Below are 22,543 nucleotides of genomic sequence, written 5' to 3'. Positions count from 1 at the left end.
TCCCATGCGCAACGCGTGGTAGAGATCTGTAAGCCCCGTTTTAGGGGCGTCAAAGGCAAACAGCACATCCAGCGATGATCACTCACTGCAATAACTCGACTACTTTTCGTCAACCCGGGGATGTGAAACTCATCGAAACGCTCAACGGAGGTCCCTGATGCCTTACTTGACGCAGCTCGCGGACGTCGCCCGGCGCACCGGTCACCCCGTGACAGAGGTCGCCGGATGGCAGTCCCGCGGCCACGGGCCGCAGCCCGAGGTCAAGGGCATCGTCTGCCACCACACGGCGGGGCCGCCGGGCGGGGGTGACTACCCCTCGCTGGCCGTGGTGCGCGACGGCCGGCCGGGGCTCGACGGGCCGCTGTCCCAGTTCGGGCTCGGCAGGTCCGGCCACATCTACGTCATCGCCGCCGGACGGTGCTGGCACAACGCGCCCTCGACCTCGGCCGCGCACGCCAACTCCAGTTCGCTCGGCATCGAAGCCGAGAACGACGGCACCCAGCCGTGGCCCGAAGTGCAGAAGGAGGCCTATGTCCGGCTGTGCGCGGAGCTGTGCAGGGAGTTCCGGCTTCCCGCCTCACGGGTGAAGGCGCACCGCGAGGTCAACACGGCCAAGCCCGACCCCCACGCCATCGACATGAACGAGTTCCGGGCGGCCGTCGCCGCCCTCATCGAGGGCGGGCCCGCGCCGTCCTGGACGGAGGAGATCGTGAAGGCCCTGCCAATGATCCGGCTCGGTGACGACAACTACGACGTCAAGACCGTCAGGGGATGCCTGTTCGCCCGCGGCCACGTGCCCCCGGCCGTTTACGAGGCCGTCGAGGACGGGCTGGAGGGGTGGCTGAAGTCGACCCGCTGCGATGACGGGCTCGTGGACGTGGTACGGCTGTTCCAGCGCGACGAGGGCATCTCCGACGACGGCATCATCGGCCCCAAGACCTGGCCGTCCCTCCTGCGGGTCTGACCCCGTTACCGCGGCGCGTCGCCGCCTGTGACACCCCCCTCCGCCCCCACCCCGGGCGCCCCTCCACAGCCCGGGGTGGGACACCCCTCCGCCCCACCCGGGGGCGGCTCCGCGCATCGCCGCCCGGGACGAATCCCTCCATCGTCCCGGGAGCATGCTCGCCCCCGGGTGAGGCCCCTCGTTCCCGGGTCAGGCCGTGACGGTGCGGGCGGCGACGAAGTGGCCGGACTGGAAGCCTTCCACGCGTACCACCCCCGCCGCCCCGAGCCCGGGCACGGTGACCGTCACGACCCCGGACTCCCCCACGTCCGCGGACAGCCGGGGCCGGCCGTCCAGGTAGAGGTCGGCGCGGTCCAGGAGGTGGGTGCGCAGGGTGAGAGAGTCGCCGGAGATCTCCACGTCGAGCCGGCGCACCGGCAGCCCGGAGAGCAGTTGCCCCGCCCGTTCGAGCAGATCGGCGTTGTCCTGGAGGAGGTCGCGGCGGGTCAGGTGGTAGCGGTGGTCGGGCACGATGCCGAGGTCCTCCACGGGCGTGCCGGCCAGGGAGTTCACCCGGAGCGTACGCCGGATCGACACCCGCATGTTCGCCTCCCCCGGCAGCTGCTTGTACGGGCTGTCGGGCACGGGCGTGGGCAGTTCGAGCAGGGCCTTGAGCAGTTGGTGGGTCCAGACGTTGGCCCCGCCGGCGCCGGTGTTGTCGTCGACCCCGAGGACGGGCCCGATCTGGTGGTCCTGGAAGCCGGCGGCGAAGATGTCCGTCGCCGAGTAGCAGCGCGCGTCGGTGATCAGGACGACCGGCCCGAAGTACCGCTGCCCGATGGCGTTGGCCCCGTCGGCGGGGGTGATGGCGAAGCCGCCCGAGTAGACGGCGCCGGTCTCCAGGGCCTGGTTCATCGACGGGGCCCAGGGGCCGAGGTCGATCTGCTGGGTGGGGTTCTCCTGGTGCTGCTTGCAGATGCGGACGTTCAGCGGCGTCGTGATGAACTGGGTCGGCTCCGGGGTGATGGCGTCGGGTGTGAGGGTCTGCAGCATGAACTCGCTGGCGTAGATGTGCCCGCCGCCGTTGCCGCGAACGTCCAGGATGAGACCGTCCTGCGGGAGCAGCCCGATGAGGCGGATGAACTCGCGCACGAACCCGTCGGGGTCGTTGACGTTGAAGCTGAACACGCGGATGTGGCCGAACGTGCCGGACGCCGTGACCACGCTCCTGGCGCGGAAGATCCCCGGCATGGACGTCGGCACCTCGGCCGCTCCCGCCGCGGGTTCGGTGGTGAGCTCGGCGACGTCGGCGCTTTCCTGCGAGGTGATGGCCTGCGGGACGTACAACATCCTGACGGCGCGGCCGATCTCGTCGGTGCCGAGGTCGAGCCCCTGAGCCACGGCGGCGGAGCTGAGCTCGTCGGCGTTGACGAAGGGCGGGAGGTTGTCGGTGATGCGCCACTTCTCCCGTAGTTCCTGCGCGATGCCGTCGGCGTTGACGTAGCTGAGCGTGACCCAGGACTCGTCGGGCGGTATGTGGATGCGAAGCGGGCGGATGGTCAGCGACTGCAGGCCGCGCGAGTGGCGGGCCGCCGGGTTGCCGCCCGCGTAGCGCGCCGCGTTGACGTCCACGGCCCGCTCGATCGGGATGCCGTTCCAGTGGGTGACCTCCACGCCCGGCCCGAACCCCTGGGCGGAGAAGCCCTCGACGACCCTGGTCACCACGTAGTGGCGCGTGCCCTGGTCGTAGTACTCCTCGATCTGGTACGGCAGGTACGCGATCTTGCCGGCGAACGGCTGCGGGAGCAGGTAGTTGGTGTGCAGGTCGCGTACCGAGTGGAAGATCTCCGACATCTCGGCGTGGAAGCGCCACTCCGCGTCCATGGTGGCGTCGCTCTGACGGCTGAGCCGCAGGCCGAGCAGGCGGAGCCGCTGCACCGGATTGACCGCGTGCATGGCGATCTTGAGCGGCAGGTGCACGTAGTTCTGCTCGATGAGAACCAGCGCCTGCTGGACGAGTACCTGCCGGTCGGCCGGCGTCAGCGTGCCCGCCGTACGCAGGAAGTCCGGGAGCTCGACTGACTTGGCGAGTTGTTGCGCCATCCGGCCCGATGCCTCGGTCATTTCTTCCCCACCCACTTCGTCGGCGCCGATGAAACGCCTCAGAATCGCACGGCGTGACGGGCCGCGCCCCGGGATTCGGCCTAGGAATTTCCCTAGTCAGGGCTGTGGAGCCGGCGATGTGGAGCTTTCTGCTGACATGACGGGCCAGGGCTGAGCTCAGCCCGTGAACGGGATGTTGCGCCACGGGCTGGCCGGATCCTGGGTGAGGACGCGGTGCGGCGTGAGCGCGGAGTCGTACATGTGCCCGAACGACTCCTCGTCGAAGCGCAGCACCCGCCCCAGGATGTACCCGGCCGAATACTCCTCCCACGTCCGGTAGACCTGCCGGGCCAGCTCACCGGCCTTGATCACGACCTGTTCCACCTCGGCGGGCTCGGCGAGGCGGGCGCTCAGCCCCCATCGCGCGAAGTTCACCGCCCGTCCGAAGTCGTAGCCGAACGCCGAGGTCACGTACCCGTCGGGCGGCAGGATGCCGTCGGCGCGGAAACGCTCCTCGTAACGGCTGATCTTCCCGATCAACCCGATCAGGAAGGCGATGCCCTCCTGCCCCAGACCCTGCTGGGCGAAGGCGTCCGCCGCCGCCTGCTGCCAGAGGGACGGGTCCCGGTGCGAGCCCGGGTACTGCCGGGCGAGCTCGTCGCGCAGCCGCAGCAGCAGCTCCGGCTCGTTCGGGCTGTTGCGCCCCTCCAGCAGCGCCATCACCTGCACCTGCCAGTTGCGCCGGTCGGTGACGCCCCATGCCTCGCGCAGGGTCTCCACGTCGTCCTGGTAGTTGAGGTAGACGTCGCCGATCTCGTTCCAGATGACCCCGTTGTGCACGGCGAGGTGAGCGCCGCAGGCCAGCCCGTGGGCGACGGCCCCGTGCAGCGCCCCGGTGTACTTGGTGAGCAACTGGTCGGCGTCGTGCCCCTTCATCGGGACGTTCTTCTTCAGCGACTTCCAATGCCTGCGGCTGCGTTTGGCGTCCGGGAAGTACGCCCCCGACGGGCTGCCCGGATTGACCAGCAGCCCCTGCAACTCCGAGCCCCACCACTCCTCCGGCGGGAACGGCAGCGAGACCGCGCACGCAACGGCGTCATGCCGCCGTCTGGGCAGCTCGCCGCGCGTGTAGACGACCAGGCTGTCCTTGTCTTCCGGATTCTTCTCCGTCAGCCAGTTCACGACCAGCTTGCGGCGATCGACCAGGTCCTTCGGCTTGTAGGAGAAGGTGCCCGCGCCCATGAGGACCATGATGTAGGCGTCCCAGTCGCCGCGCGCCTTGGCGTCGAACAGCGCCCGCTCCACGTCGGTCGGCGGCACCCAGGCAGGCCCCTGGCCTGGCACGTTTCTGATCGGCATTCCCATGGGGGCGAACCCTAGCGAAAGGGCGATATGTCTGACATTGGATTGGACGGTCCCGCCATCCTGCGCCCCCATCTGGAGACTCCCGGTCAACTCCGGCGGCGGGACCGCCCTCACCAGCCGAGTTCGTCGCAGCCGGTGTGGTCGGCGGGCTCGACCTGAAGCGTGGCGTGGGCGACGCCATGGCGCCGCAGGAGCACCTCGCGGGCCTGGTCGAGAACGGCGTGGTGGTCGCCGGGGTCGCCGGTGACCAGGTGGGCGGTGGCCACGTTCATGCCGGAGGTGAGCGTCCACAGGTGCAGGTCGTGCACGCCGCGCACACCCTGGATGGCCGACAGGTCGGCGGCCACCACGGCGGCGTCCAGCCCTTCTGGCACGTGCTGGCCGAGCACGGCGAAGACCTGGCGGCCGAGCGAGATCGCGCGCACGGCGACGAAGGCGCCGATCGCGAGCGCCACGGCCGTGTCCCAGAACGGCTGCCCGGTCGAGGCCACCAGCCACCCGGCCACGATGACGCCCACCGAGCCGGCGGTGTCGGCGACGACCTCCATGTAGGCGCCCTTGACGTTGAGGCTCTCGCCCGCGCCGGCCCGCAGCAGGGCCAGGGCGATCAGGTTGACGACCAGGCCGAGGGCGCCGACGACGAGCATGGGCCCCGAGGAGACCTCGGCGGTGCCGCCGATGCGGCCGACGGCCTCGGTGACGACGTAGATCGCGACGCCCAGCATCATGAGCACGGCCAGCAGCGACGCGAACACCTCGGCGCGGTAGGAGCCGTAGCTGCGCCGGCCGGTGGAGTCGGGGCGGGTGGCGATGCGGGTGGCGATCAACGCGGCGCCGAGGGTGACGACGTCGGCCGCCATGTGCCCGGCGTCCGACAGCAGGGCCAGCGAGCCCGACGTCAGCGCATAGACGAGTTCGACGACGAAGAACCCGCCGATCAGGGCGAAGGAGACCGCCAGCCGCCACCGGTGCCGGCCGCTCGCGTGCCCGTGGCCGTGTCCCGCGCCCATCAGCGGCCTCCGTCCCGTTCCGGGTGCATGGCCTCGGTGTGCTCGGTGTGGGCGAGCGCCAGGTCCAGCAACATCCGCACGTGCGGGTCCGCCAGCCGGTAGTACGCCATCCGTCCGGCCCTCCTGGCGACGACGACGCGGTGCGCCCGCAGCAGGCGCAGCGCGTGGGAGACGCCCGACTCGCTCTGCCCGGTCACCGCGGCCAGGTCGCACACGCACAGCTCGCCGTCCAGCAGCGCCACCAGCAGCCGCAGCCGGTTCGGGTCCGACAGCAGGCCGAAGACCTCGGCCGTGTCGGCGAGGTCTTCGGAGGCGGGCATCCGCTCGCACACCGAGGTGACGCGGTCGGCGTCGACCACCCGGACGGCGCACCCGTCCAACGTCAACACGGTTTCATCTGAAGAGCTATTCATATATCAAACTGTAGCGCCCGACAGGAGCGGCCCGTCAAGAGGAATCGTCCGCTTTGGTCTTGGCGAAGGCAATAAGTTAGGTTAGCCTCGCCTAAAATCAAGGTTGGAGGGCGGGTTTGGTGGAGCCTTTTCGCATGTTCGACGTGCGCGTGGCCCGGCTGGAACGGTTGAGCCCCTCGTTCCTGCGTGTGACGTTCGCGGGCGAGGACCTGCGGGTGTTCGCCGACAACGGGTACGACCAGCGGATCAAGCTGATCCTGCCGCTGCCCGAGCACGGCCTGGCCCACCTGCCTACCGGGCCCGGCTGGTTCCCGCGCTGGCGCGGGCTCGACGACGGCAGGCGCAACCCCCTGCGCACGTACACGGCCAGGCTGGTCCGCCAGGACGCGTGCGAGGTCGACATCGACGTGGTCCTGCACCCCGGCGGCGACGGCCCCGTCGCACGATGGGTCAAGGACGTGCGGCCGGACGACGTCGCGGTGCTGTTCGGGGCCGACTCCAGGCACCCGGCGCCGCACGGGAACGTGGTCTTCCAGCCGCCGGAGGGCACCAGACGGGTGCTGATCGCCGGCGACGAGACGGCGGTGCCCGCGATCTGCGCCATCCTCGAACGGCTGCCTGCCGGGTTCGAGGGCGTGGCCGCGATGGAGGTGCCCTGCGAGGAGGACTTCCTCGACGTCCGCACGGCCGGCGGCGTCCGGGTCGAGTGGCTGGCCAGGGACGGCCGCGAGCGCGGCGACCTGCTGCTGCCCGCCGTACGCGCGGCCGCGGAACGGCTGCTGCCGCCGCTGCCCGCGCCCGACTCCTTCGACGACGTGGACGTCGATGTGGAGGAGCTCTGGGAGGTTCCCGAGGAACGGGCCGTGCGGGAGCCGCTGTACGCCTGGCTGGCCGGCGAGGCGGCCGTGATCAAGGCCCTGCGGCGGCACCTGGTCGCGGAACGGGGCATGGACCGGCGCGCCGTGGCCTTCATGGGCTACTGGCGGCAGGGCCGGGCCGAGCACAACGAGTGAGGAGCTTCCCCTTGAGACGAACGATCGCCGTCGTGGCGCTCGTGCTGACCGCCGTCGCCGGCTGCGGCTCGACGGCCCCGGCCCCCACCGACCCCGCGGACGACGCCGCCGGGTCTCCCGTCACGATGACGCACAAATACGGCCAGACCACCGTCCCCGCCGCCCCGAAGCGGATCGTCACCGTCGGGCTGCTGGAGCAGGACGCGCTGCTCGCCCTCGGCGTGACACCGGTCGCGACCACGGAATGGTTCGGCGGCTATCCGGGCGCGATCGGCCCCTGGGCCAAGGACAAGCTCGGCTCTGCCGCCCTGCCACAGGTCCTCAAGGACACCGGCGGCGGCCCCCAGTTCGAGAAGATCGCCGCCCTCAAGCCGGACCTCATCCTGGGCCTGTACTCAGGGCTCACCCAGGAGCAGTACAGCACGCTGTCCAAGATCGCCCCGACCGTGGCCCAGCCGAAGGAGTACATCGACTACGGCATCCCGTGGCAGGAGATCACCAGGAAGGTCGGCACCGCCGTCGGCCGCGCCTCCCAAGCCGACGCCCTGGTCAAGCAGGTCGAGGGCAAGATCGCGCAGACGGCGCAGGAGCACCCCGAGTTCAAGGGCAAGAGCGGCCTGATGGCCACCGTCTACGAGGGCTACTTCGTCTTCGGCAGCCAGGACCCGCGCTCGCGCCTGCTCGGCTCGCTCGGCTTCCAGCTCCCGAGCGGCCTCGACCAGGCCATCGGCGACAAGTTCGGCGCGAACATCAGCAGGGAACGCCTCGACCTCCTCGACACCGGCGTGATCGTCTGGAGCGTGGCCGACCTCGCCAAGGGCCAGGCCACGCTGCACGGCGACAACGTCTACAAGGCGCTCGACGTGGTCAAGGAAGGCAGGGAGGTCTACCTGCCCGAGAACACCGACCCCAGCAACGCCGTCGCTTTCCTCACCGTGCTGAGCCTGCCGTACGTGCTCGACACCCTCGTGCCCCGGCTGGCCGCCGCAGTGGACGGCGACCCGGCGACCAAGGTCGAGCTCCCCTCGTGATCCGGCCGGCCCGGCCGCTCGCGCTGGCCACCGGGGCGCTCGTCCTGGTCTGCCTGCTCTCACTCGCGCTCGGCGCCCGCGCACTCCCCCTGGACCAGGTGGTCGGCGCGCTGGCGGGAACGGTCACCGACCGCGACACCCTCGACGTCATCTGGTCGGTACGGGTGCCGCGCACGCTGATCGGCGTCCTGGCCGGGGCGGCGCTCGGCCTGTCGGGCGCCCTCATGCAGGCGCTGACCCGCAACCCGCTCGCCGACCCCGGCGTGCTCGGCGTCAGCGCCGGCGCCGCGTTCGCCGTGGTGCTGTCCATCGGCCTGTTCGGCATCACGGCGCTGACCGGGTTCGTCTGGTTCGCCTTCGCGGGGGCGCTGGTGGCCGGCGTCGTCGTCTACGGACTGGCCGGGCTGGGCCGCGACGGGATGACGCCGGTCAAGCTGGCGCTGGCCGGGGTCGCGGTGACGTTCCTGCTGAGCTCGGTGCCCAGCGCGTTCGTGCTCGTCGACCCCGAGTCGCTGAGCAGGTACCGGTTCTGGTCGGCGGGGTCGCTGTCCGGCACGGGCACCGACCTGCTGCCGCAGTTGCTGCCGTTCGTGCTGGCCGGGACGGCGCTCGCGCTCACCTGCGGGCCCGCGCTCAACAGCCTCGCGCTCGGCGACGACGTCGCCAGAGGGCTCGGCCGCAGCGTCGGCCTGATCAGGCTGCGCGCCGCGGCGGCCGTGATGCTGCTGACCGGCGCCGCCGTGGCGGCCATCGGGCCCGTCGTGTTCGTCGGGCTCGTGGTGCCGCACCTGGCGCGGCTCGTCGCCAGGTACGGCCGGGCCGAGACCGACCACCGCCTGCTGCTGCCGCTGGCGGTGCTGATCGGGCCGTGCCTGCTGCTGGCCGCCGACGTCGTGGGCCGGATCGTGGCCCCGCCCACCGAGGTGCAGGCCGGGCTGCTGGTGGCACTCATCGGCGGTCCCTTCTTCGTGGTGCTGGCCCGCCGCAGACGGCTGGCGGAGATCTGATGAGCCAGCTCACCTTCCGCCTGTCGGTGCCGCCCGTCTCCGGCGTGCTGCGGCCCCGGCTCATCCTGGTCTGCCTGGGCCTGGCCTCGGCCACGTTCCTGGCGTTCTGCCTGGGCGTCGGGCTCGGCGAAGTGCCGCTCGGCCTCGGCGAGGTGATCCAGTCGCTGGTCGGCGCCGGCGACCAGGGCACCCTGTTCGTCGTCCGCGAGCTGCGCCTGCCCAGGGCGCTCACCGGGCTGCTGGCGGGCGTCGCCTTCGGCGCGTCGGGCGCGCTGTTCCAGACGATGACGCGCAACCCCCTGGCCAGCCCCGACATGATCGGCGTCACGCAGGGCGCGGGCCTGGCCGTCGTGGCCGCGATCGTGCTCGGCTTCGGCGGCGGGCTGCAGGTGCTGGGGTTCGCGGGGGCGGTGGCCGTCGCGCTGCTGACGTACCTGCTGGCCTGGCGGCGCGGCACCACCGGATACCGGATCGTCCTGGTCGGCGTGGGCGTGTCGTGGATGTGCACGAGCGCCACCGAATACCTGATGGTCACCAGCGGCGACTTCCAGGCGCACCAGGCGCTCGGCTGGCTGTTCGGCAACCTCAACGGTCGCGACTGGGGGCACGTGGGGCCGCTCGCGCTCGCCCTGGCCGTCCTCATGCCCGTCACGCTGATGCTGGGGCGCTGGACGCGGGTGCTGCAACTCGGCGACGAGGTCGCCGTCGTGCTCGGAACCCCCGTGCAGGCCGCCCGGCTGACGCTGCTGGCGGCAGGCGTGGCCCTGGTCGCGTTCGGGACGGCTGCGGCTGGGCCCGTGGCGTTCGTGGCGCTGGCCGCGCCGCAGATCGCGCAGCGGCTGGCCCGCACCGCCTGGCCGCCGCCGCTGGCGGCCGGGCTGGCGGGGGCGTTCATCGTGGTGGCGGCCGACCTGGTCGCCCGGCTGCTGATCCCGGACGTGGAACTGCCCGTCGGGGTGGTCACCGGCGTACTGGGCGCACCCCTGCTGCTGTGGCTCCTGGCCCGCTCCCGCCGCCGCTGACCACCTGCGGGGACGCACCCGCCGCCGGCTTCTTGGTCGGCCCGGTCTTGATCAGGGCGGTCCCGATCGGGACCGGGGTTGGTCAGGGTCGGGCCGGTCGGAGTCGGGCCTGGTCAAGGTCGGGCCTGGTCAAGGTTGGGGTTGGTCAGGGGATCGGGTCGGGGCAATAGTCGAGGACGGCGGTGGCGACGGTCTCCGGCGTGATCGGGATGCGGTCGAGCGCGACCCCGACCGCGTCCCTGATCGCCGCCGCGATCGCGGCCGGCGCCGACAACAGCGGCGGCTCCCCCACCCCGGTCAGCCCGTACGGCGAGTCGGCCCTGGGCAGTTCCAGGATGTCGAGCGCGGTCGGCGGCATGTCCATCGTGGTCGGGATCAGGTAGTCGGTGAAGGACGGGTTGAGTATGCGGCCCTCACGCACCTGGATCTCCTCCATCACGGCCAGCCCGAGCCCCTGCGCGATGCCGCCGTGCATCTGCCCCTCGACCGCCACCGGGTTGATGGCCTTCCCGACGTCCTGCGCGCAGGCGATCTCCACCACGCGCACCGAGCCCAGCTCCGGATCCACGTCCACCACGGCCCGGTGCGCGGCGAAGGCGTAGGCCACGTGGGCGTCGCCCTGCCCGGTCTCCGGATCGAGCACCTGGGTACGCCGGTGACGGAAGACGGCGGTCTCGTCGACGTCGCCGTCCTCCAGCAGCTCCGCCAGGGTGACGCAGCGGCCGGACGGAGCGGTCACCACGGGCCCGTAGACGAGGTCCCGCGCGGGCTCGCCGAACCGGGCGGCGGCCCGTTCCAGCAGCGCGGCCCGCACGGCGAGGCAGGCCGCGCGGACGGCGCCACCCGACATCCACGTCTGCCGCGAGGCCGAGGAGGTGCCGGCGTCGCCGACCGCCGTGTCGGCGGGCAGGATCGTCACCCGCCTGACCTCCAGCTCGGTCCTGGCGATCTGCGCCTGCACGGTCACCAGTCCCTGCCCGACTTCGGCTGCGGCGGTGTGCACCTCGGCGGCCGGTTCGCCCTCGTGGGCGTAGATCCGCACCCGGGCCGTGCCGTAGTCGTCGTAGCCCGCCGACTTGCAGATGTTCTTCACCGACAGCCCGTAGCCGACGCCGCGCACAAGGTGCTCGGCGCGGGTGGCGTTCGACGTGCCGCCCGGCAGCAGCCGCAGGTCGTCGGAGGCCGGCGGCGGCAGCGGTTTGCCCGCGACGCGGCGCAGCAACTCCGCCACCGGCGCGGGCCCCTCGACCCGCTGTCCTGTGGCCATCACCGAGCCGGTGTCCACGGCGTTGCGCAGCCGCAGCTCGACGGGGTCCATGTCGAGCGCCGCCGCCAGCTTGTCCATCTGCGACTCGTGGCCGAAGCAGACCTGCACGGCGCCGAAGCCGCGCATCGCGCCCGCGGGCGGGTTGTTGGTGTAGACCGCGCGGCAGTCCACCTCGACGGCCGGCACCTCGTAGGGGCCGATCGCGAAGCAGCCCGCGTTCCCCGTCACGGCGGCCGAGGTGGAGGCGTACGCGCCGCCGTCCAGCAGAATGTCGACCTTGACGTAGACGAGCTTGCCGTCGTTGGTCGCGCCGTGCTCGTAACGCATCCTGGCCGGGTGGCGGTGCACATGTCCGGAGAACGACTCCTCGCGCCCGTAGCTCATCTTCACCGGGCGGCCCAGTCGCAGCGCCAGCATGCAGGCGTGGGCCTGCACGCTCAGGTCCTCCCTGCCGCCGAACGCGCCGCCCACGCCCGACAGCGTCAGCCGCACGCTCTCCTTCGGCAGCGCCAGGCAGTCGGCGAGCTGGTCCTGGTCGATGTGCAACCACTGCGTCGAGCAGTACAGGTCCACGCCGTCCCCTGCGGGCACGGCCAGGCACGATTCAGGGCCGAGGAAGGCCTGGTCCTGCATGCCCACCTCGTACTCTCCGGTCACGACGACGTCCGCCGGGCGTGGGGTGCCGCGGCGGATGCGCAGGTGGCGGACGAGGTTGCCGCCCTCGTGCAGGCCGGGCCCCGCCAGTGCCCGTGTCGGGTCGGTGACCGCGGGCAGCTCGGCGTAGGCGACGCGGACGCGGGCGGCGGCGCGGCGGGCCAGCTCGGGCGTGTCGGCGGCGACGACCGCGACCGGCTCGCCGACGTAGCGGACGACATCATCGGCCAGGACCGGCTGGTCGCGCCGTTCGAGCCCGTACCGGTTGACGCCGGGCACATCGGCGGCGGTGAGCACCGCGTGCACGCCGGACATGGCCAGCGCGGCGGAGGCGTCCACGGACAGGACCCGCGCGTGCGGGTGCGGGCTGCGGACGGTCGCGCCCCACACCATCTCGTCGTGCCACAGGTCGGAGGAGTACACGAAGTCGCCGCGTACCTTGGACACCGCGTCAGGCCGCCGCGCCGAGACGCCGACACCGTCCGCCGTGACAGGCCGGGCGACGCCGTCGGATGTGTCGGGTCGCGTCGTGGTCATCGGGACCGCCTCGCGGCCAGGCGTACCGCCTCGAAGATCTTCTCGTAGCCGGTGCAGCGGCACAGGTTGCCGGCCAGCGCCTCGCGGATCTCCGGCTCGTCCGGGTCATCGTGCCTGGCCAGCAGGTCGTGCACGGCGACCAGCAGCCCCGACGTGCAGAACCCGCACTGCACGGCCCCCGCCGCCACGAACGCCTCCTGCACCGGATCGAGCCGGTCGCCGTCGGCCAGCCCCTCGACGGTACGCACCCGCAGCCCCTCGGCCTGCCCCGCCGCGACCAGGCAGGCGCAGACGGGAACGTCGTCGAGGTAGACCGTGCACGAGCCGCATTCGCCCTGCTCGCAGGCGTTCTTGGAGCCCGGAAGACCTGCCCGCTCGCGCAGCAGGAAGAGCAGGCTCTCGGTCGGCTCCACCCCGTCGAGGCTCCGGCGAACCCCGTTCACCTCCAGATCGACCCTCATCCGTCAGCTCCTCCAGTGTTGACTCGGTGTTCCTGCCAGGCCCATGCCAGGGTGCGCCGGGCGAGCACGGCCACGGCGTGCCGGCGGTAATCGGCGCTGCCGCGCACGTCGTCGATGGGGGCGGTGGCCCGCGCCGCCAGCTCGCCGAACCTGGCCAGCAGCGCCGGGCCGGGCGGGCGGCCGCCGTCCCAGTCCAGCTCGGCGGCGGCGAACTCCTCGGCGTGCGAAGCGGCGACCGGCGTCGGCGCGGCCGAGCCGACGGCGCAGCCCGCCAGCCGGCGCTGCCCGTCCAGCGTCACCGCCACGGACGCGACCGCGATCACCATCGCGTTGCGCGGCCCGAGCTTGGCGAACTGCCCCGTGCCCACAGGCACCCGCACCGCGGTCACGATCTCGTCGCCGGCCAGCGCGGAGCGCCCGGGTCCGAGGAAGAACTCGCGGGCCGGCACCGAGCGCTCACCGCGCACCGAGGCCAGCTCGATCGAGGCGCGGGCGGCCAGCAGCGGCGGCAGCGCGTCGCCGGCCGGGGAGGCCGTCCCGACGTTCCCGCCGACGGTCGCCCGGTTGCGGATCTGCGCCGAGCCGACCGTGCGCGCGGCCCGCGCCAGCCCCGGCAGCTCGCCGCCGAGCTCCTCGACGATCCGCGTGTACGGCACGCCGGCGCCGAGCCTGACCGTGTCGCCGTCGCGCGACCACTCGCGCAACTCGGGCACCCGGGACAGGTCGAGCAGCGCCGAGGCCGTCCAGTGGCCGAAGTTGAGCCCGACCATGACGTCCGTGCCGCCGGCGATCAGCGTGGCCTCCGGGTGGGCGGCCCTCAGCTCGCACGCCTCCCGCAGGTCCGCCGCCGTCAGGAACCGTCTCACGCCGTCACCCTTTCGCGTTCTGACAGGAACAGCGCCGCCACCGTCCCCACCACGCCCACTCCGGTCATGTAGAGCGCGATCGCGACCCAGGTGCCCGTGCTGTCGAGCAGCCAGGTGGCGATGATCGGGGCCAGGCCGCTGCCGAACACCGTGCCGAGCGTGTAGCCGACCGACATGCCCGTGTAGCGCACCGCGGGCGGGAAGACGTGGGCGAAGAACGTCGGCATCGTGCCGTAGTTGGCGGCATACGGGATGAACAGCAGCACGAACCCGAGCAACATCAGCCCGAAGGAGCCGCTCTGGAACGCCGGGAACCACACGAACGGCAGCGCCGCCATCACCACGATGCTCGTCCAGAAGATGCGCTTGCGGTCCACCCGGTCCGACAGCCAGCCGAAGAACGGGATGGCCACGATCGTGAACGCGTTGACCAGCAGCACCAGCTCAAGGATCAGGTCGCGATCCAGGCCGAGCTGCTTCTCGCCGTAGCTGAGGGAGTAGACGGTGGCGATGTAGAAGGTGGCGCCGGCCGGGATGTAGGCCAGGCACATGAGCAGCACGCGCGGCCAGTGCTTCGACAGCACCTCGGCGATCGGCGCCCGCCTGACCTCGCCGCGCTCCCTGACCTCCTGGAAGTCGGGGCTCTCGGCCAGCTTGAGCCTGATGAGCAGGCCGAGGCCGACCAGCACCGCGCTCAGCAGGAACGGCACCCGCCAGCCCCAGGACAGGAAGGCGTCGTCGGAGAGCTGCGAGGTGAGCAGGAACACCAGGTTGGCGAGCAGCAGACCCCACGCGGCGCCGGTGTTCACCAGGGCGCCGAAGAATCCGCGCCGGCTCTGGGCCGCGTGCTCGACGCTCATGAGCACGGCGCCGCCGTATTCGCCGCCCAGCGACAGGCCCTGCACCACACGCAGCAGCACGAGCAGGACCGGCGCGGCCACCCCGATCGCCTCATAGGTGGGCAGCAGGCCGATGCAGAGCGTCGCGCCGCCCATCAGGCAGAGGGTGACGACCAGCATCGACTTGCGGCCCAGCCGGTCGCCGAAGTGCCCGAACAGCGCGCCGCCGATGGGCCTGGCCACGAACGCCAGCGCGAACGTCGACAGCGACAACAGCGTGCCGACCATGTCGTCGTAACTGGGGAAGAACAACTTGTCGAACACCAGCACCGAGGCGGTGCCGTAGATGAAGAACTCGTACCACTCGATCGTGGTCCCGGCCAGGCTGGCCAGGACGACCCGGGTGGAGCTTGACGGTTGGGCCATGGCGGTCACTTCCTCAGGAAGCGGGTGACGGTCTGACGAAGCACGGCGGCCTCGTCTCGTACGGCGGACAGCCGGACGAAGTCGTCGCCGAGCAGGTCTCCCTCGGCGGGCACCCCGAACATGACGGTGGGAATGCCGCGCTCCGACGGTCCTCCCGCGTCGAACGACCCCCCGTAGACGCCGTGCCTGACCTCCCCCAGACGGTCGCGGACGGCGGAGTCGAGCGCGGCCAGCACGTCGCGGCGCTCGGGCGGCAGGTAGGCGGGCAGCATCGTCACCCCCGGCCTGACCCGGCAGCCGTCGATCCCCGCCAGCGCCGCCGCGATCTCCTCGGCCGCCTGCTGCGGGTCGGTGCCCGGCAGCAGCCGCCGGTCGACGGTGATGCGCGCGGTGGCGGGCAGCGTGTGCGGGGCCAGCGGCTCGTAGCTGACCAGGTACGGCACCACCTGCTCGCGGCCGAGTCGCGGGTGCTTGGCGCGGGCCTTGACGACCGCGTCGAGCTCGCGCAGCCTTGTCACCACGTCGGCGGCGACGTCGATGACCCGGCCCTGATCCGGCGGGGACGACGAGTGGGTCGCGGTGCCGGTGATGTCGACGATCACGTCCACCCGGCCGCGATTGCCGACCGACACCTCGAACCCCGTGCAGAAGAGCTGGATGACCAGGTCGGGGCGGTGCGGGAGGGCGTCGAGGATGGCCCGCGAACAGTCGTGGCTGCTGCGGCCCTCGTTGTTCACGCACAGCAGCAGCGTCCCGTGCAGCTCCACCCGCTCCTGGACGAGCCAGCGCGCCAGGTCCAGCAGGCACGCCTGGTGGGCCTTGTTCTGCGACACGCCCTGGCCGTACAGACAGGGCTCGCCGTCGAACTCCCTGATCTCGCCCGACCAGGGGTCGGTCATCAGGTTGTGGTGCTGGGTCGGGGTGTAGGCCATGAGCGCCAGCACAGGGCCGTCGCCGTCGCCGAACCGGACGGCGAACTGGCCCGCAGGCAGGTCGATGATGTCGCCCGCACCCGTCTCCACGAACATCGGACGCAGGTGGTTGCGGACGTAGTTGACCAGGATGGGGTGGTCGGGCGCGATCAGCGTGTCGGCGCCCAGGGGGACAGCGGAGGGCACACGGGCCAACTCGGCCAGCACGTCCACGACGTACTCACCGCTCACGCCGGCACCCCGCTCGCCGCTCATGTCAGCTCCCGCAGGCGTGGGAGGACGTCGCCGCCGAAGCTCTCGATCAGCTCGCTCGGCAGCGTGTAGTTGCCGACGTGCCGAAGGTAGAAGCCGGTGGCGCCGAGTTCGACCGCCCGCCTGGCCCGCTCCACGATGTCGTCCACGGTGCCGAACAGACAGAACGTGCGCGCGAACCGTACCGCCATCTCGTCCGTCACCCACTTGGACGCGTGCCGGATGGCCAGCTCCCAGTCCTCGGCGTGGACCATGTCCGGATAGACCTCGGGGATGTGCGGCGGCGGAGCCAGGTCGATGCCCGCGATCCGCAGGAAGTCCTGGCCGCCGATGGTGGCCATGTGCAGGCATATGGGCTTGAGCACGGCGGCGTCGCGTTCGAGGTCGTCGGTGACCTTGCAGAACGCCCCGACAGTGAATTCGAAGCCGCCCTCCCCCTGCGGGCGGCTCTCAGCGCCCTTGAGCACTGCCTGCCTGGTCTGGGCGAGGGTTTCCGGCGAGATCCCGGCCAGGGTGACCACGCCGTCGGCGATCTCCCCGGCCAGCTCCAGCGTCCGCGGTCCGCTGGCCGCGATGTGCACGGGCACCGGACCTCCGGCGTCACGCAGGCGCAGGCGGCGCTCGCCGTACTGCCATTCGCCGCCGCCCAGCAGGGCGCGGATCTGCTCGATCGCCGCCCGGAGCTCGGCCCGCTTCGAGGGACGTGCGCCCATGGGCTTGACCGAGCTGTCGCCGGTGCCCAGGCCCAGGATGACGCGCCCGGGGGCCAGTTCCGCCACCGTGTTGATGCCGGAGGCCACCACGGTCGGGTGCCGGGTGACGACGTTGGTCACGGCGGTGGCGAGCGCGATGCGTTCCGTCCTGGTGGCGGCGACCGCCATCGCCGCGTACACGTCACGCCACAACAGCTGGGAGTCGGCGATCCAGGCGACGTCGAACCCGTGGCGTTCGGCCCGCCGCACCTCCTCGGCGATCTGATCCGCCCTGGTGGCGGGCGGGAAGCGGACACCGACCTTGATCACGAGATCACCCCTTCCGGATTAACCAGGCAAACTAGTCTGTTGTCTGACATCAGTCAACGGATATGGCAGAATGATCCGGTGAGCACCGAGCAGACACATGACCAGGTTGTTCGGTACGAGCCGCTCGCTCGCACCCCCCTGCCCGACGTCATCGCCGAGCAGTTGCTGGCCGAGATCGACTCCGGCACCCTGCGTCCCGGCGACCGGCTGCCCTCAGAGCCCGAGCTGGCCCGCCAACTCCAGGTCGGCCGCAGTTCGCTGCGCGAGGCCATCCGCAAACTCCACACGCTGGGCGTGCTCGACGTGGTGCGGGGGCGCGGCACGTTCGTCCGGCACCGCACGGAGCCGGAGCCGACGCCGCAGTTCGTGCACTGGAGCGCCACCCAGGGCCCGGCCATCGGCGAGGTCCTCGAGGCCAGGATCGGGCTTGAACTGGCAGCGTCGGGCCTGGCCTGCGTTCGCGCCACCCAGGCCGACATCGACGCGGTGGCCGCCCGCTGCCGCGAACACGAGGCGGCCCGCCGCAAGGGCGACCTCGACGTGCTGGTGCACACCGACGAGCAGGTCCACGAGAGCCTGATCCGCGCGGCGCACAACGACCTGCTCCTGCAGATGTACCTGGCGCTGGTGCCGCAGATGAGGGAGTTCCGGGCGCACACGCTCGCACTCGGCCATGCCGACGAACGCTTCGACCCCCACCACCGCGCCATGCTCGCCGGCCTCGTCAAACGCGACGCCGCAGCGGTGCGAGAAGCCGTGGTGCAGCACATCGGGGCGCTTTACGGCGAGGTCAAGGCGGCGGGCACGGTGGAAACGGGACGCCAGGCGGCCGGGCAAATGCTCGACTACGCCACCATCCTCGCCAACTTCACCTGACCGAGCCCGCCGGCGGTCGTCCGGGGCCAGGATGGGGCACTGGGGCCGACCGGCAAGAGATCTCCAGGAGGTTGCCTGCCGAACCCGCACGTGAATGTCGGGGGCACGACGAAATCGAGCGCGGGCTGATCAGCCCCAGATGATCAGTTCCAAGGGGTGCCTGCGGAGGGTGTGGGGGTGGGCGGTCAGGCGTCAGGGTCGACTTCGGGGTGCGTGAACCGCACGGGCTTGCCCAGCGACCGGGCGTAGGCGATTTCGGCTCGGGTGCTGTCTCCGATGTAGTCGCCGACTACGAGCACCTCATCAGCAAGCCGGATCTTCGCCCGGTGCAGATCGTCGAGTCGAACCTTCAGCGCCTCGGCCTCGACAGGATCGGACCAAAGTTCGTGCGCCGACTTCATGTCACAGCCCGGTTTGACGACAATCTTTCCGACTTTGGTCTCCCGCAGATCGGCCTCGTTCATCTCGGTCATGAAACGGGTGGAGCCGCAGATCACGACGATACGCGGGAGGCTCAACAGCTTCTTCGCGTCGGCGAGCTTCTCCTCGGGGGTGAGCAGTTGCGGGTATGACACTGATTCCTCCTGGTGGTGTGGTCCAAGGGGTGCCTGCGGAGACGAGAACGAGGGCGTCCAAGATCGTCTTATGGCGAACGGCGTGGACACCGGGGCCAAGGCCGACGAACGCGAGACCCTCCTTGACCTCCTGGCAGCCGAATGCGAGCTTCTGCGAGAGCGCCCCCGACAGACTCTCATCGGCGACAAGAACTACTTCGGCCGTGGTTTCGAACGCGAACTGTCCGAGCGTGGAGTCCAGTTGCTGCGGCCGGCCCGTAAAGGTGAACGGGAACGGCCTGCAGCCCTGTTCAAGCCACTGCGGCAGGTCATCGAATCGATCAACGAGACCTTCAAAGGACAGCTTGACCTCGAACGGCACCGAGGGCGCACACCCGGAGGGGTCATAGCCCGCGTCATGCAACGCATCCTCGCGCTGACCGCCGCGATCTGGCACAACGACGCCACCGGACAAACCGCCCTACGATCACTGACTGCTTGGAATAGATCATCTTGGCGTTTCGAGCAGGTGCTGAAGGATAGGGTACTCACCCGCTGCATGCACTGGGGGGACACACAGCGGCAAGAGGGCTGATGTCGCTATGTGGGCAGGCTCCACGACGGGCCGCCAGGGTGGTCGAGCCACACGTGTACCCCGTCCGGGTTCACGGTGAGGCCGAAGCGTTCGGCGCCGGGACTGCCCAGTGCCAGCCACTGCAGATACGCGTCGGCGACCTCATCCCACAATTGCCGCTCACCGTATTGGAGTACCTCATTGTCATCGCGGCCGGGCTGCCGGTAGCACGCCGCCCATGAGCCGTTCTGATCGTCCAGCTCGAACAGCATCAGTGACGTGCCGGTCGGCCCGGTCTTGGCGTGCCAGCCGATTCGGGGCGCGAGCGCCGCGCTCATGAGCGACGCGCCGGCGTCCGCTTCGATCACCCTGCGAGGATCGATGCGCGTGGTGGTTCGGTCGGCCTCGCCGTCGTGGTGGGCGTTCCAGGTCGTGTTGTACCGCTGGGAGCGGACCATCATGTAGCTGGCCGGTCCGTGGAACGAGCCGACGGCCGTGGACTCGCCTGTGACCGTGAGCCGCACCATATGGCCGACGCGCCCGCCGACGTGCCACGGCAGCACGATCGTCCCACCCGGCCTGGTCTGTTCGATCCAGGCGATGGGGATCCGGCTTGCCCCGGCCGTGACGTGCACGTGGTCGAACGGGGCCCGGTCTGGGCATCCCTTGAGGCCGTCGCCGACGAGCAGGTGGGGGGCGAACCCGGCCGCCCGCAGGTTGGCCTCCGCCTGACCCGCGACCTCGGGGTCTACTTCGATGGACGTGACCCCGTCCTGGCCCGCCCGCCACGACAGCAGTGCGGCTGTCCAGCCCGATCCCGTGCCCACGTCCAGGACCCGGTCGCCGGGCTGGGGCTCCAGCAGCTCAAGGAACGGCACGACGATGCCGGGTGCCGACACCGAGGAGGTGAAGTTCCCTGTTCCGGCCGTCGGATCGCCTGCCCCGTCGTCCTCCTGCAGGATCACGGAGGTGTCGGAGTAGATCGCCTCCAGCCAGCCGTCGCGGTCCTTGCTCGCGTCGATGAGGCCCGTCGGCGCGCCGGCATGGTTGGCCACGACCCAAGCCGTGGCGGGCACGAACCGGTATCGGGGAACCGCGTACAGGGCCTGCTCCCACTCGCGGGTGGTGAGCCGCCCCCGGGCGCGCAGGTCCTCGACCAGACGCGCAGACAGCTGCTTGACCATCTGCGCGTCCGGCTGCGCGATCTCGACCATGAAGGGCCTTTCTCCAGTGCCTGACCGTGCCTTAATACGGTGGCGAGACGGGCGGCAGGGGACTACGGCGGGGGCGGGGATATGGCGAGACGTTCGGCCGAGGGGCAGACGGAATGATCACCTCCGCCGCGTCGGCTACAGCCCTGCCGCCTGGAGCGCGAGACCATTACTCCGCAGCGGAGCCCCTGGCCAAGACGTAATCCAGCCTCTTTTGGCTTCCCTCAAACACACACGAACACGCCCGATCGCCGTACAGACGATCGGGCGCTCTTCGGCTGACGCACTGTTTAGGCAGACGGCGAGTCGAATTCGCCTGCCTTCGCCCCCCCGATGAAAGCGCCCCACTCGGACGCGCTGAACCGAAGGTGTGGCCCTTGAGGGTTCTTGCTGTCACGCACGGCAACTCCGCCATTGGGCAACGTTGCGATCTCTACGCAGTCGCCGCTGGCGTTGCTCAAGCTCGACTTGCGCCAAATGAGAGGCGTTGGGTCACCATCGATGCTGGGGGTATCGTTCATGACGCTTCCTTGCCTAGCTTCGCGATAAAGCTCCGGCTCTGTCCCGGGTTGAGAGCCTTCGCTATTAAATGGTCATAGACCAGGTTATACCTGTCTACATCGGCCGGTTCTTCAAGATAGAGACCACTGACCTCGTTCTCGATGTAGACCACGTCGGGGTCGGGGGATGTGAAGCTCAGGATGACGAAGCCGCCGCCCATCCCAGCGTGCATAGCTGCGTCGAACGGGAGAATCTGCAAGGTCAGATGCGGAAGCTGGGACAGCTCGATCAGTCGCTTGAGCTGGGCCTGGGGGCCCGTGCTTGCGGCTGCCGCGACCCACCGCAGACTCGCCTCGTTGAGGACAAAGGAGAGCTTGCGGGTCTCGTCCTGAAGCATCCGCTCTTGCCGGGCCATTCTGAACGCGATCTTTCGATCGATCTCGGCCGCGCTGAAACTGGTTGGCTGGGTGGCAAGGTATGCGCGGTAGTAGTCGGCTGTTTGGAGCAGGCCGGGAATCAATTCCACGTCGTACGATCGCCGTCCTTCTGCCTCGACTTCCAGTCCGATCAAGACCTGGAACCACTCTGGAAGGACGTCTCCGTAAGTTTGCCACCAACCTTTCTGGCGGGACTGGCGCGCGAGCGTGAGTAGTTCCTCTGCTTTGGTGTGGTCAACGCCGTAGATCTCCAGGAGTAGCCGGAGATCGGACGCTTTGATGCCTCGACGGCCGCTCTCTATGCGACTGATCGACGACTGGGACACCTCCAGCCGTTCGGCAACCTGCTCGGCGGTGAGAGTGGATTCCTTGCGTAGACGCCTCAACTCGGCCGCCAGCCGGCGTCGCCTCACGGTGGGGCTGCTTCCACTTTCACCTGTCATTGGTCCACCCCAAGCTGCACGGACATCGGCCTCAAGTTCGCGAACCCTACGAGGGTCGCGCACCTGCGAGCAACAAGCAAACTGACTCATCCATTATGGATATTGCCAATTGCATGCGGCGAGATGCATCATTGCCGTAGCTCGTTGAAGCTGCCTCTCCGAGGTCGGAGCGCAGGCCATTTGGCCCTCGTTCCGGCAGAGAGGCACTTGAAGGCGGGCGACCAGACCCGAGAAGCAGTCTCTTGCCCCAATTAGCAAGGGAGGTCTACGCATGCACTACATCGATCACGATGAGGAACGGTTTGTTCACTTAATGCGACTGACGTGGGATCTGTCTCGGCTCGGGGTAGCGCTGGCGGTGCAGTGTCCTCGAAAGGACGAGCCGTACATATCCATTCCTCGGGCGCGGGGGGCTTTGCGGGTGCGGGCCGCGCTGAGAGGTGAGAACTGGATCTTCACATGGGGGCATGGTCGCGGCCGGTGGGTGGCTGCGTACGACGAGGACGCGGTTTCACAGATCTGGCAGGAGGCGCAGTGACGGAGCGGTTTCTGAGCGAGATGGTCTTCCCCGGTGAGACGTGGGTGGTACCGGTGACTCGGCGCATCGTCGCAGCGATCCTGTCGGGTGCGGGGCACCAGGACGTGGACAACGCGCAGTTGATCGTTAGCGAGTTGACCTCGAACGCCAGTGCGCCACGAGGCGCTCTGTTGTATCCCCGGTTGAGCCGGGAGGAACTGAAGGGAGGTTCCTGGGCCTGATGGCTTACCCGAATCTGAAAGGTGA

The 22,543-nt window shown here is 70.2% G+C and carries 20 protein-coding genes and 1 pseudogene; 7 read left to right on the top strand and 14 right to left on the bottom strand.

Annotation, left to right across the window (positions count from 1 at the left end):
* Positions 1 to 157 precede the first annotated feature (157 nt).
* Positions 158 to 964: a peptidoglycan recognition protein family protein gene (locus ACFOY2_RS18825; protein WP_379529349.1), complete on the top strand. Its 807-nt coding sequence runs from the start codon at positions 158 to 160 to the stop codon at positions 962 to 964.
* A gap of 189 nt (positions 965 to 1,153) precedes the next feature.
* Here ACFOY2_RS18825 and ACFOY2_RS18820 read toward each other — a convergent pair whose 3' ends face one another.
* From ACFOY2_RS18820 to ACFOY2_RS18805, 4 genes are all read right to left on the bottom strand, one after another.
* Positions 1,154 to 3,067 carry a S41 family peptidase gene (locus ACFOY2_RS18820; RefSeq protein ID WP_379529348.1) on the bottom strand — a complete coding sequence of 638 codons (1,914 nt, stop codon included), beginning with the start codon at positions 3,065 to 3,067 and terminating at the stop codon, positions 1,154 to 1,156.
* A 156-nt stretch (positions 3,068 to 3,223) separates the two neighbouring features.
* Positions 3,224 to 4,411, bottom strand: a complete 1,188-nt coding sequence (locus ACFOY2_RS18815) for a DUF1266 domain-containing protein (protein ID WP_379529347.1) — start codon at positions 4,409 to 4,411, stop codon at positions 3,224 to 3,226.
* A 110-nt stretch (positions 4,412 to 4,521) separates the two neighbouring features.
* Positions 4,522 to 5,421, bottom strand: coding sequence for a cation diffusion facilitator family transporter (locus tag ACFOY2_RS18810; RefSeq protein WP_379529346.1), 900 nt, complete (start codon positions 5,419 to 5,421; stop codon positions 4,522 to 4,524).
* Positions 5,421 to 5,834 (bottom strand): ArsR/SmtB family transcription factor, encoded by a 414-nt coding sequence (locus ACFOY2_RS18805; protein WP_379529345.1) that lies wholly within the window; start codon positions 5,832 to 5,834, stop codon positions 5,421 to 5,423. Before ACFOY2_RS18805 ends, ACFOY2_RS18810 begins: the two co-directional genes overlap by 1 nt.
* Positions 5,835 to 5,968: 134 nt before the next feature.
* Between ACFOY2_RS18805 and ACFOY2_RS18800 the strand changes: the two genes are divergently transcribed.
* From ACFOY2_RS18800 to ACFOY2_RS18785, 4 genes are read left to right on the top strand one after another with little or no spacing between them, the layout of a single operon-like run.
* Entirely contained in the window at positions 5,969 to 6,847 is an 879-nt protein-coding gene (locus ACFOY2_RS18800) for a siderophore-interacting protein (protein ID WP_379529344.1), read from the top strand.
* An 11-nt stretch (positions 6,848 to 6,858) separates the two neighbouring features.
* On the top strand, positions 6,859 to 7,878 hold the full coding sequence (locus tag ACFOY2_RS18795; protein ID WP_379529343.1) for an iron-siderophore ABC transporter substrate-binding protein: 1,020 nt from the start codon (positions 6,859 to 6,861) through the stop codon (positions 7,876 to 7,878).
* Entirely contained in the window at positions 7,875 to 8,885 is a 1,011-nt protein-coding gene (locus ACFOY2_RS18790; RefSeq protein ID WP_379529342.1) for a FecCD family ABC transporter permease, read from the top strand. Before ACFOY2_RS18795 ends, ACFOY2_RS18790 begins: the two co-directional genes overlap by 4 nt.
* On the top strand, positions 8,885 to 9,907 hold the full coding sequence (locus tag ACFOY2_RS18785) for a FecCD family ABC transporter permease (RefSeq protein WP_379529341.1): 1,023 nt from the start codon (positions 8,885 to 8,887) through the stop codon (positions 9,905 to 9,907). Before ACFOY2_RS18790 ends, ACFOY2_RS18785 begins: the two co-directional genes overlap by 1 nt.
* A gap of 145 nt (positions 9,908 to 10,052) precedes the next feature.
* On the opposite strand, the gene pucD is transcribed toward ACFOY2_RS18785, so the two are convergent.
* From pucD to ACFOY2_RS18755, 6 genes are read right to left on the bottom strand one after another with little or no spacing between them, the layout of a single operon-like run.
* A complete protein-coding gene (gene pucD / locus ACFOY2_RS18780; RefSeq protein WP_379529340.1) occupies positions 10,053 to 12,365 on the bottom strand; it encodes a xanthine dehydrogenase subunit D in 2,313 nt (770 codons plus the stop codon).
* Complete coding sequence (locus ACFOY2_RS18775) at positions 12,362 to 12,826, bottom strand: (2Fe-2S)-binding protein (RefSeq protein ID WP_379529339.1); 465 nt, start codon at positions 12,824 to 12,826, stop codon at positions 12,362 to 12,364. Before ACFOY2_RS18775 ends, pucD begins: the two co-directional genes overlap by 4 nt.
* Positions 12,823 to 13,692 (bottom strand): FAD binding domain-containing protein, encoded by an 870-nt coding sequence (locus ACFOY2_RS18770; RefSeq protein ID WP_379529338.1) that lies wholly within the window; start codon positions 13,690 to 13,692, stop codon positions 12,823 to 12,825. Before ACFOY2_RS18770 ends, ACFOY2_RS18775 begins: the two co-directional genes overlap by 4 nt.
* Positions 13,689 to 14,957 carry an MFS transporter gene (locus ACFOY2_RS18765; RefSeq protein ID WP_379529337.1) on the bottom strand — a complete coding sequence of 423 codons (1,269 nt, stop codon included), beginning with the start codon at positions 14,955 to 14,957 and terminating at the stop codon, positions 13,689 to 13,691. Before ACFOY2_RS18765 ends, ACFOY2_RS18770 begins: the two co-directional genes overlap by 4 nt.
* Positions 14,958 to 14,962: 5 nt before the next feature.
* Positions 14,963 to 16,144, bottom strand: a complete 1,182-nt coding sequence (locus ACFOY2_RS18760; RefSeq protein ID WP_379529336.1) for a peptidase dimerization domain-containing protein — start codon at positions 16,142 to 16,144, stop codon at positions 14,963 to 14,965.
* Positions 16,141 to 17,163 (bottom strand): LLM class flavin-dependent oxidoreductase, encoded by a 1,023-nt coding sequence (locus ACFOY2_RS18755; RefSeq protein WP_379529335.1) that lies wholly within the window; start codon positions 17,161 to 17,163, stop codon positions 16,141 to 16,143. The genes ACFOY2_RS18760 and ACFOY2_RS18755 overlap by 4 nt, the downstream gene beginning before the upstream one ends.
* Before the next feature lie 78 nt (positions 17,164 to 17,241).
* Here ACFOY2_RS18755 and ACFOY2_RS18750 point away from each other — a divergent pair, with 78 nt between their 5' ends.
* Positions 17,242 to 18,039, top strand: a complete 798-nt coding sequence (locus ACFOY2_RS18750; protein ID WP_379529334.1) for a FadR/GntR family transcriptional regulator — start codon at positions 17,242 to 17,244, stop codon at positions 18,037 to 18,039.
* Positions 18,040 to 18,224: 185 nt separating this feature from the next.
* On the opposite strand, the gene ACFOY2_RS18745 is transcribed toward ACFOY2_RS18750, so the two are convergent.
* Positions 18,225 to 18,614 carry a hypothetical protein gene (locus ACFOY2_RS18745; protein WP_379529333.1) on the bottom strand — a complete coding sequence of 130 codons (390 nt, stop codon included), beginning with the start codon at positions 18,612 to 18,614 and terminating at the stop codon, positions 18,225 to 18,227.
* An 88-nt stretch (positions 18,615 to 18,702) separates the two neighbouring features.
* Between ACFOY2_RS18745 and ACFOY2_RS18740 the strand changes: the two are divergent.
* Positions 18,703 to 19,098 (top strand): annotated as a pseudogene (locus ACFOY2_RS18740) (transposase); the annotation flags it as partial.
* 95 nt (positions 19,099 to 19,193) lie between these two features.
* Here ACFOY2_RS18740 and ACFOY2_RS18735 read toward each other — a convergent pair.
* The 3 genes from ACFOY2_RS18735 to ACFOY2_RS18725 form a co-directional block, all read right to left on the bottom strand.
* Positions 19,194 to 20,381: a protein-L-isoaspartate O-methyltransferase family protein gene (locus tag ACFOY2_RS18735; protein ID WP_379529331.1), complete on the bottom strand. Its 1,188-nt coding sequence runs from the start codon at positions 20,379 to 20,381 to the stop codon at positions 19,194 to 19,196.
* 287 nt (positions 20,382 to 20,668) lie between these two features.
* The gene (locus tag ACFOY2_RS18730; protein ID WP_379529330.1) at positions 20,669 to 20,899 is read right to left on the bottom strand and encodes a DUF397 domain-containing protein; all 231 of its coding nucleotides are present in this window, start codon (positions 20,897 to 20,899) and stop codon (positions 20,669 to 20,671) included.
* The gene (locus ACFOY2_RS18725; RefSeq protein WP_379529329.1) at positions 20,896 to 21,729 is read right to left on the bottom strand and encodes a helix-turn-helix domain-containing protein; all 834 of its coding nucleotides are present in this window, start codon (positions 21,727 to 21,729) and stop codon (positions 20,896 to 20,898) included. Before ACFOY2_RS18725 ends, ACFOY2_RS18730 begins: the two co-directional genes overlap by 4 nt.
* Positions 21,730 to 22,543 lie beyond the last annotated feature (814 nt).

This window comes from Nonomuraea purpurea, assembly GCF_042650645.1.
Lineage (GTDB): Bacteria > Actinomycetota > Actinomycetes > Streptosporangiales > Streptosporangiaceae > Nonomuraea > Nonomuraea purpurea.
This window is presented reverse-complemented; position numbering and strand designations above follow the sequence as displayed.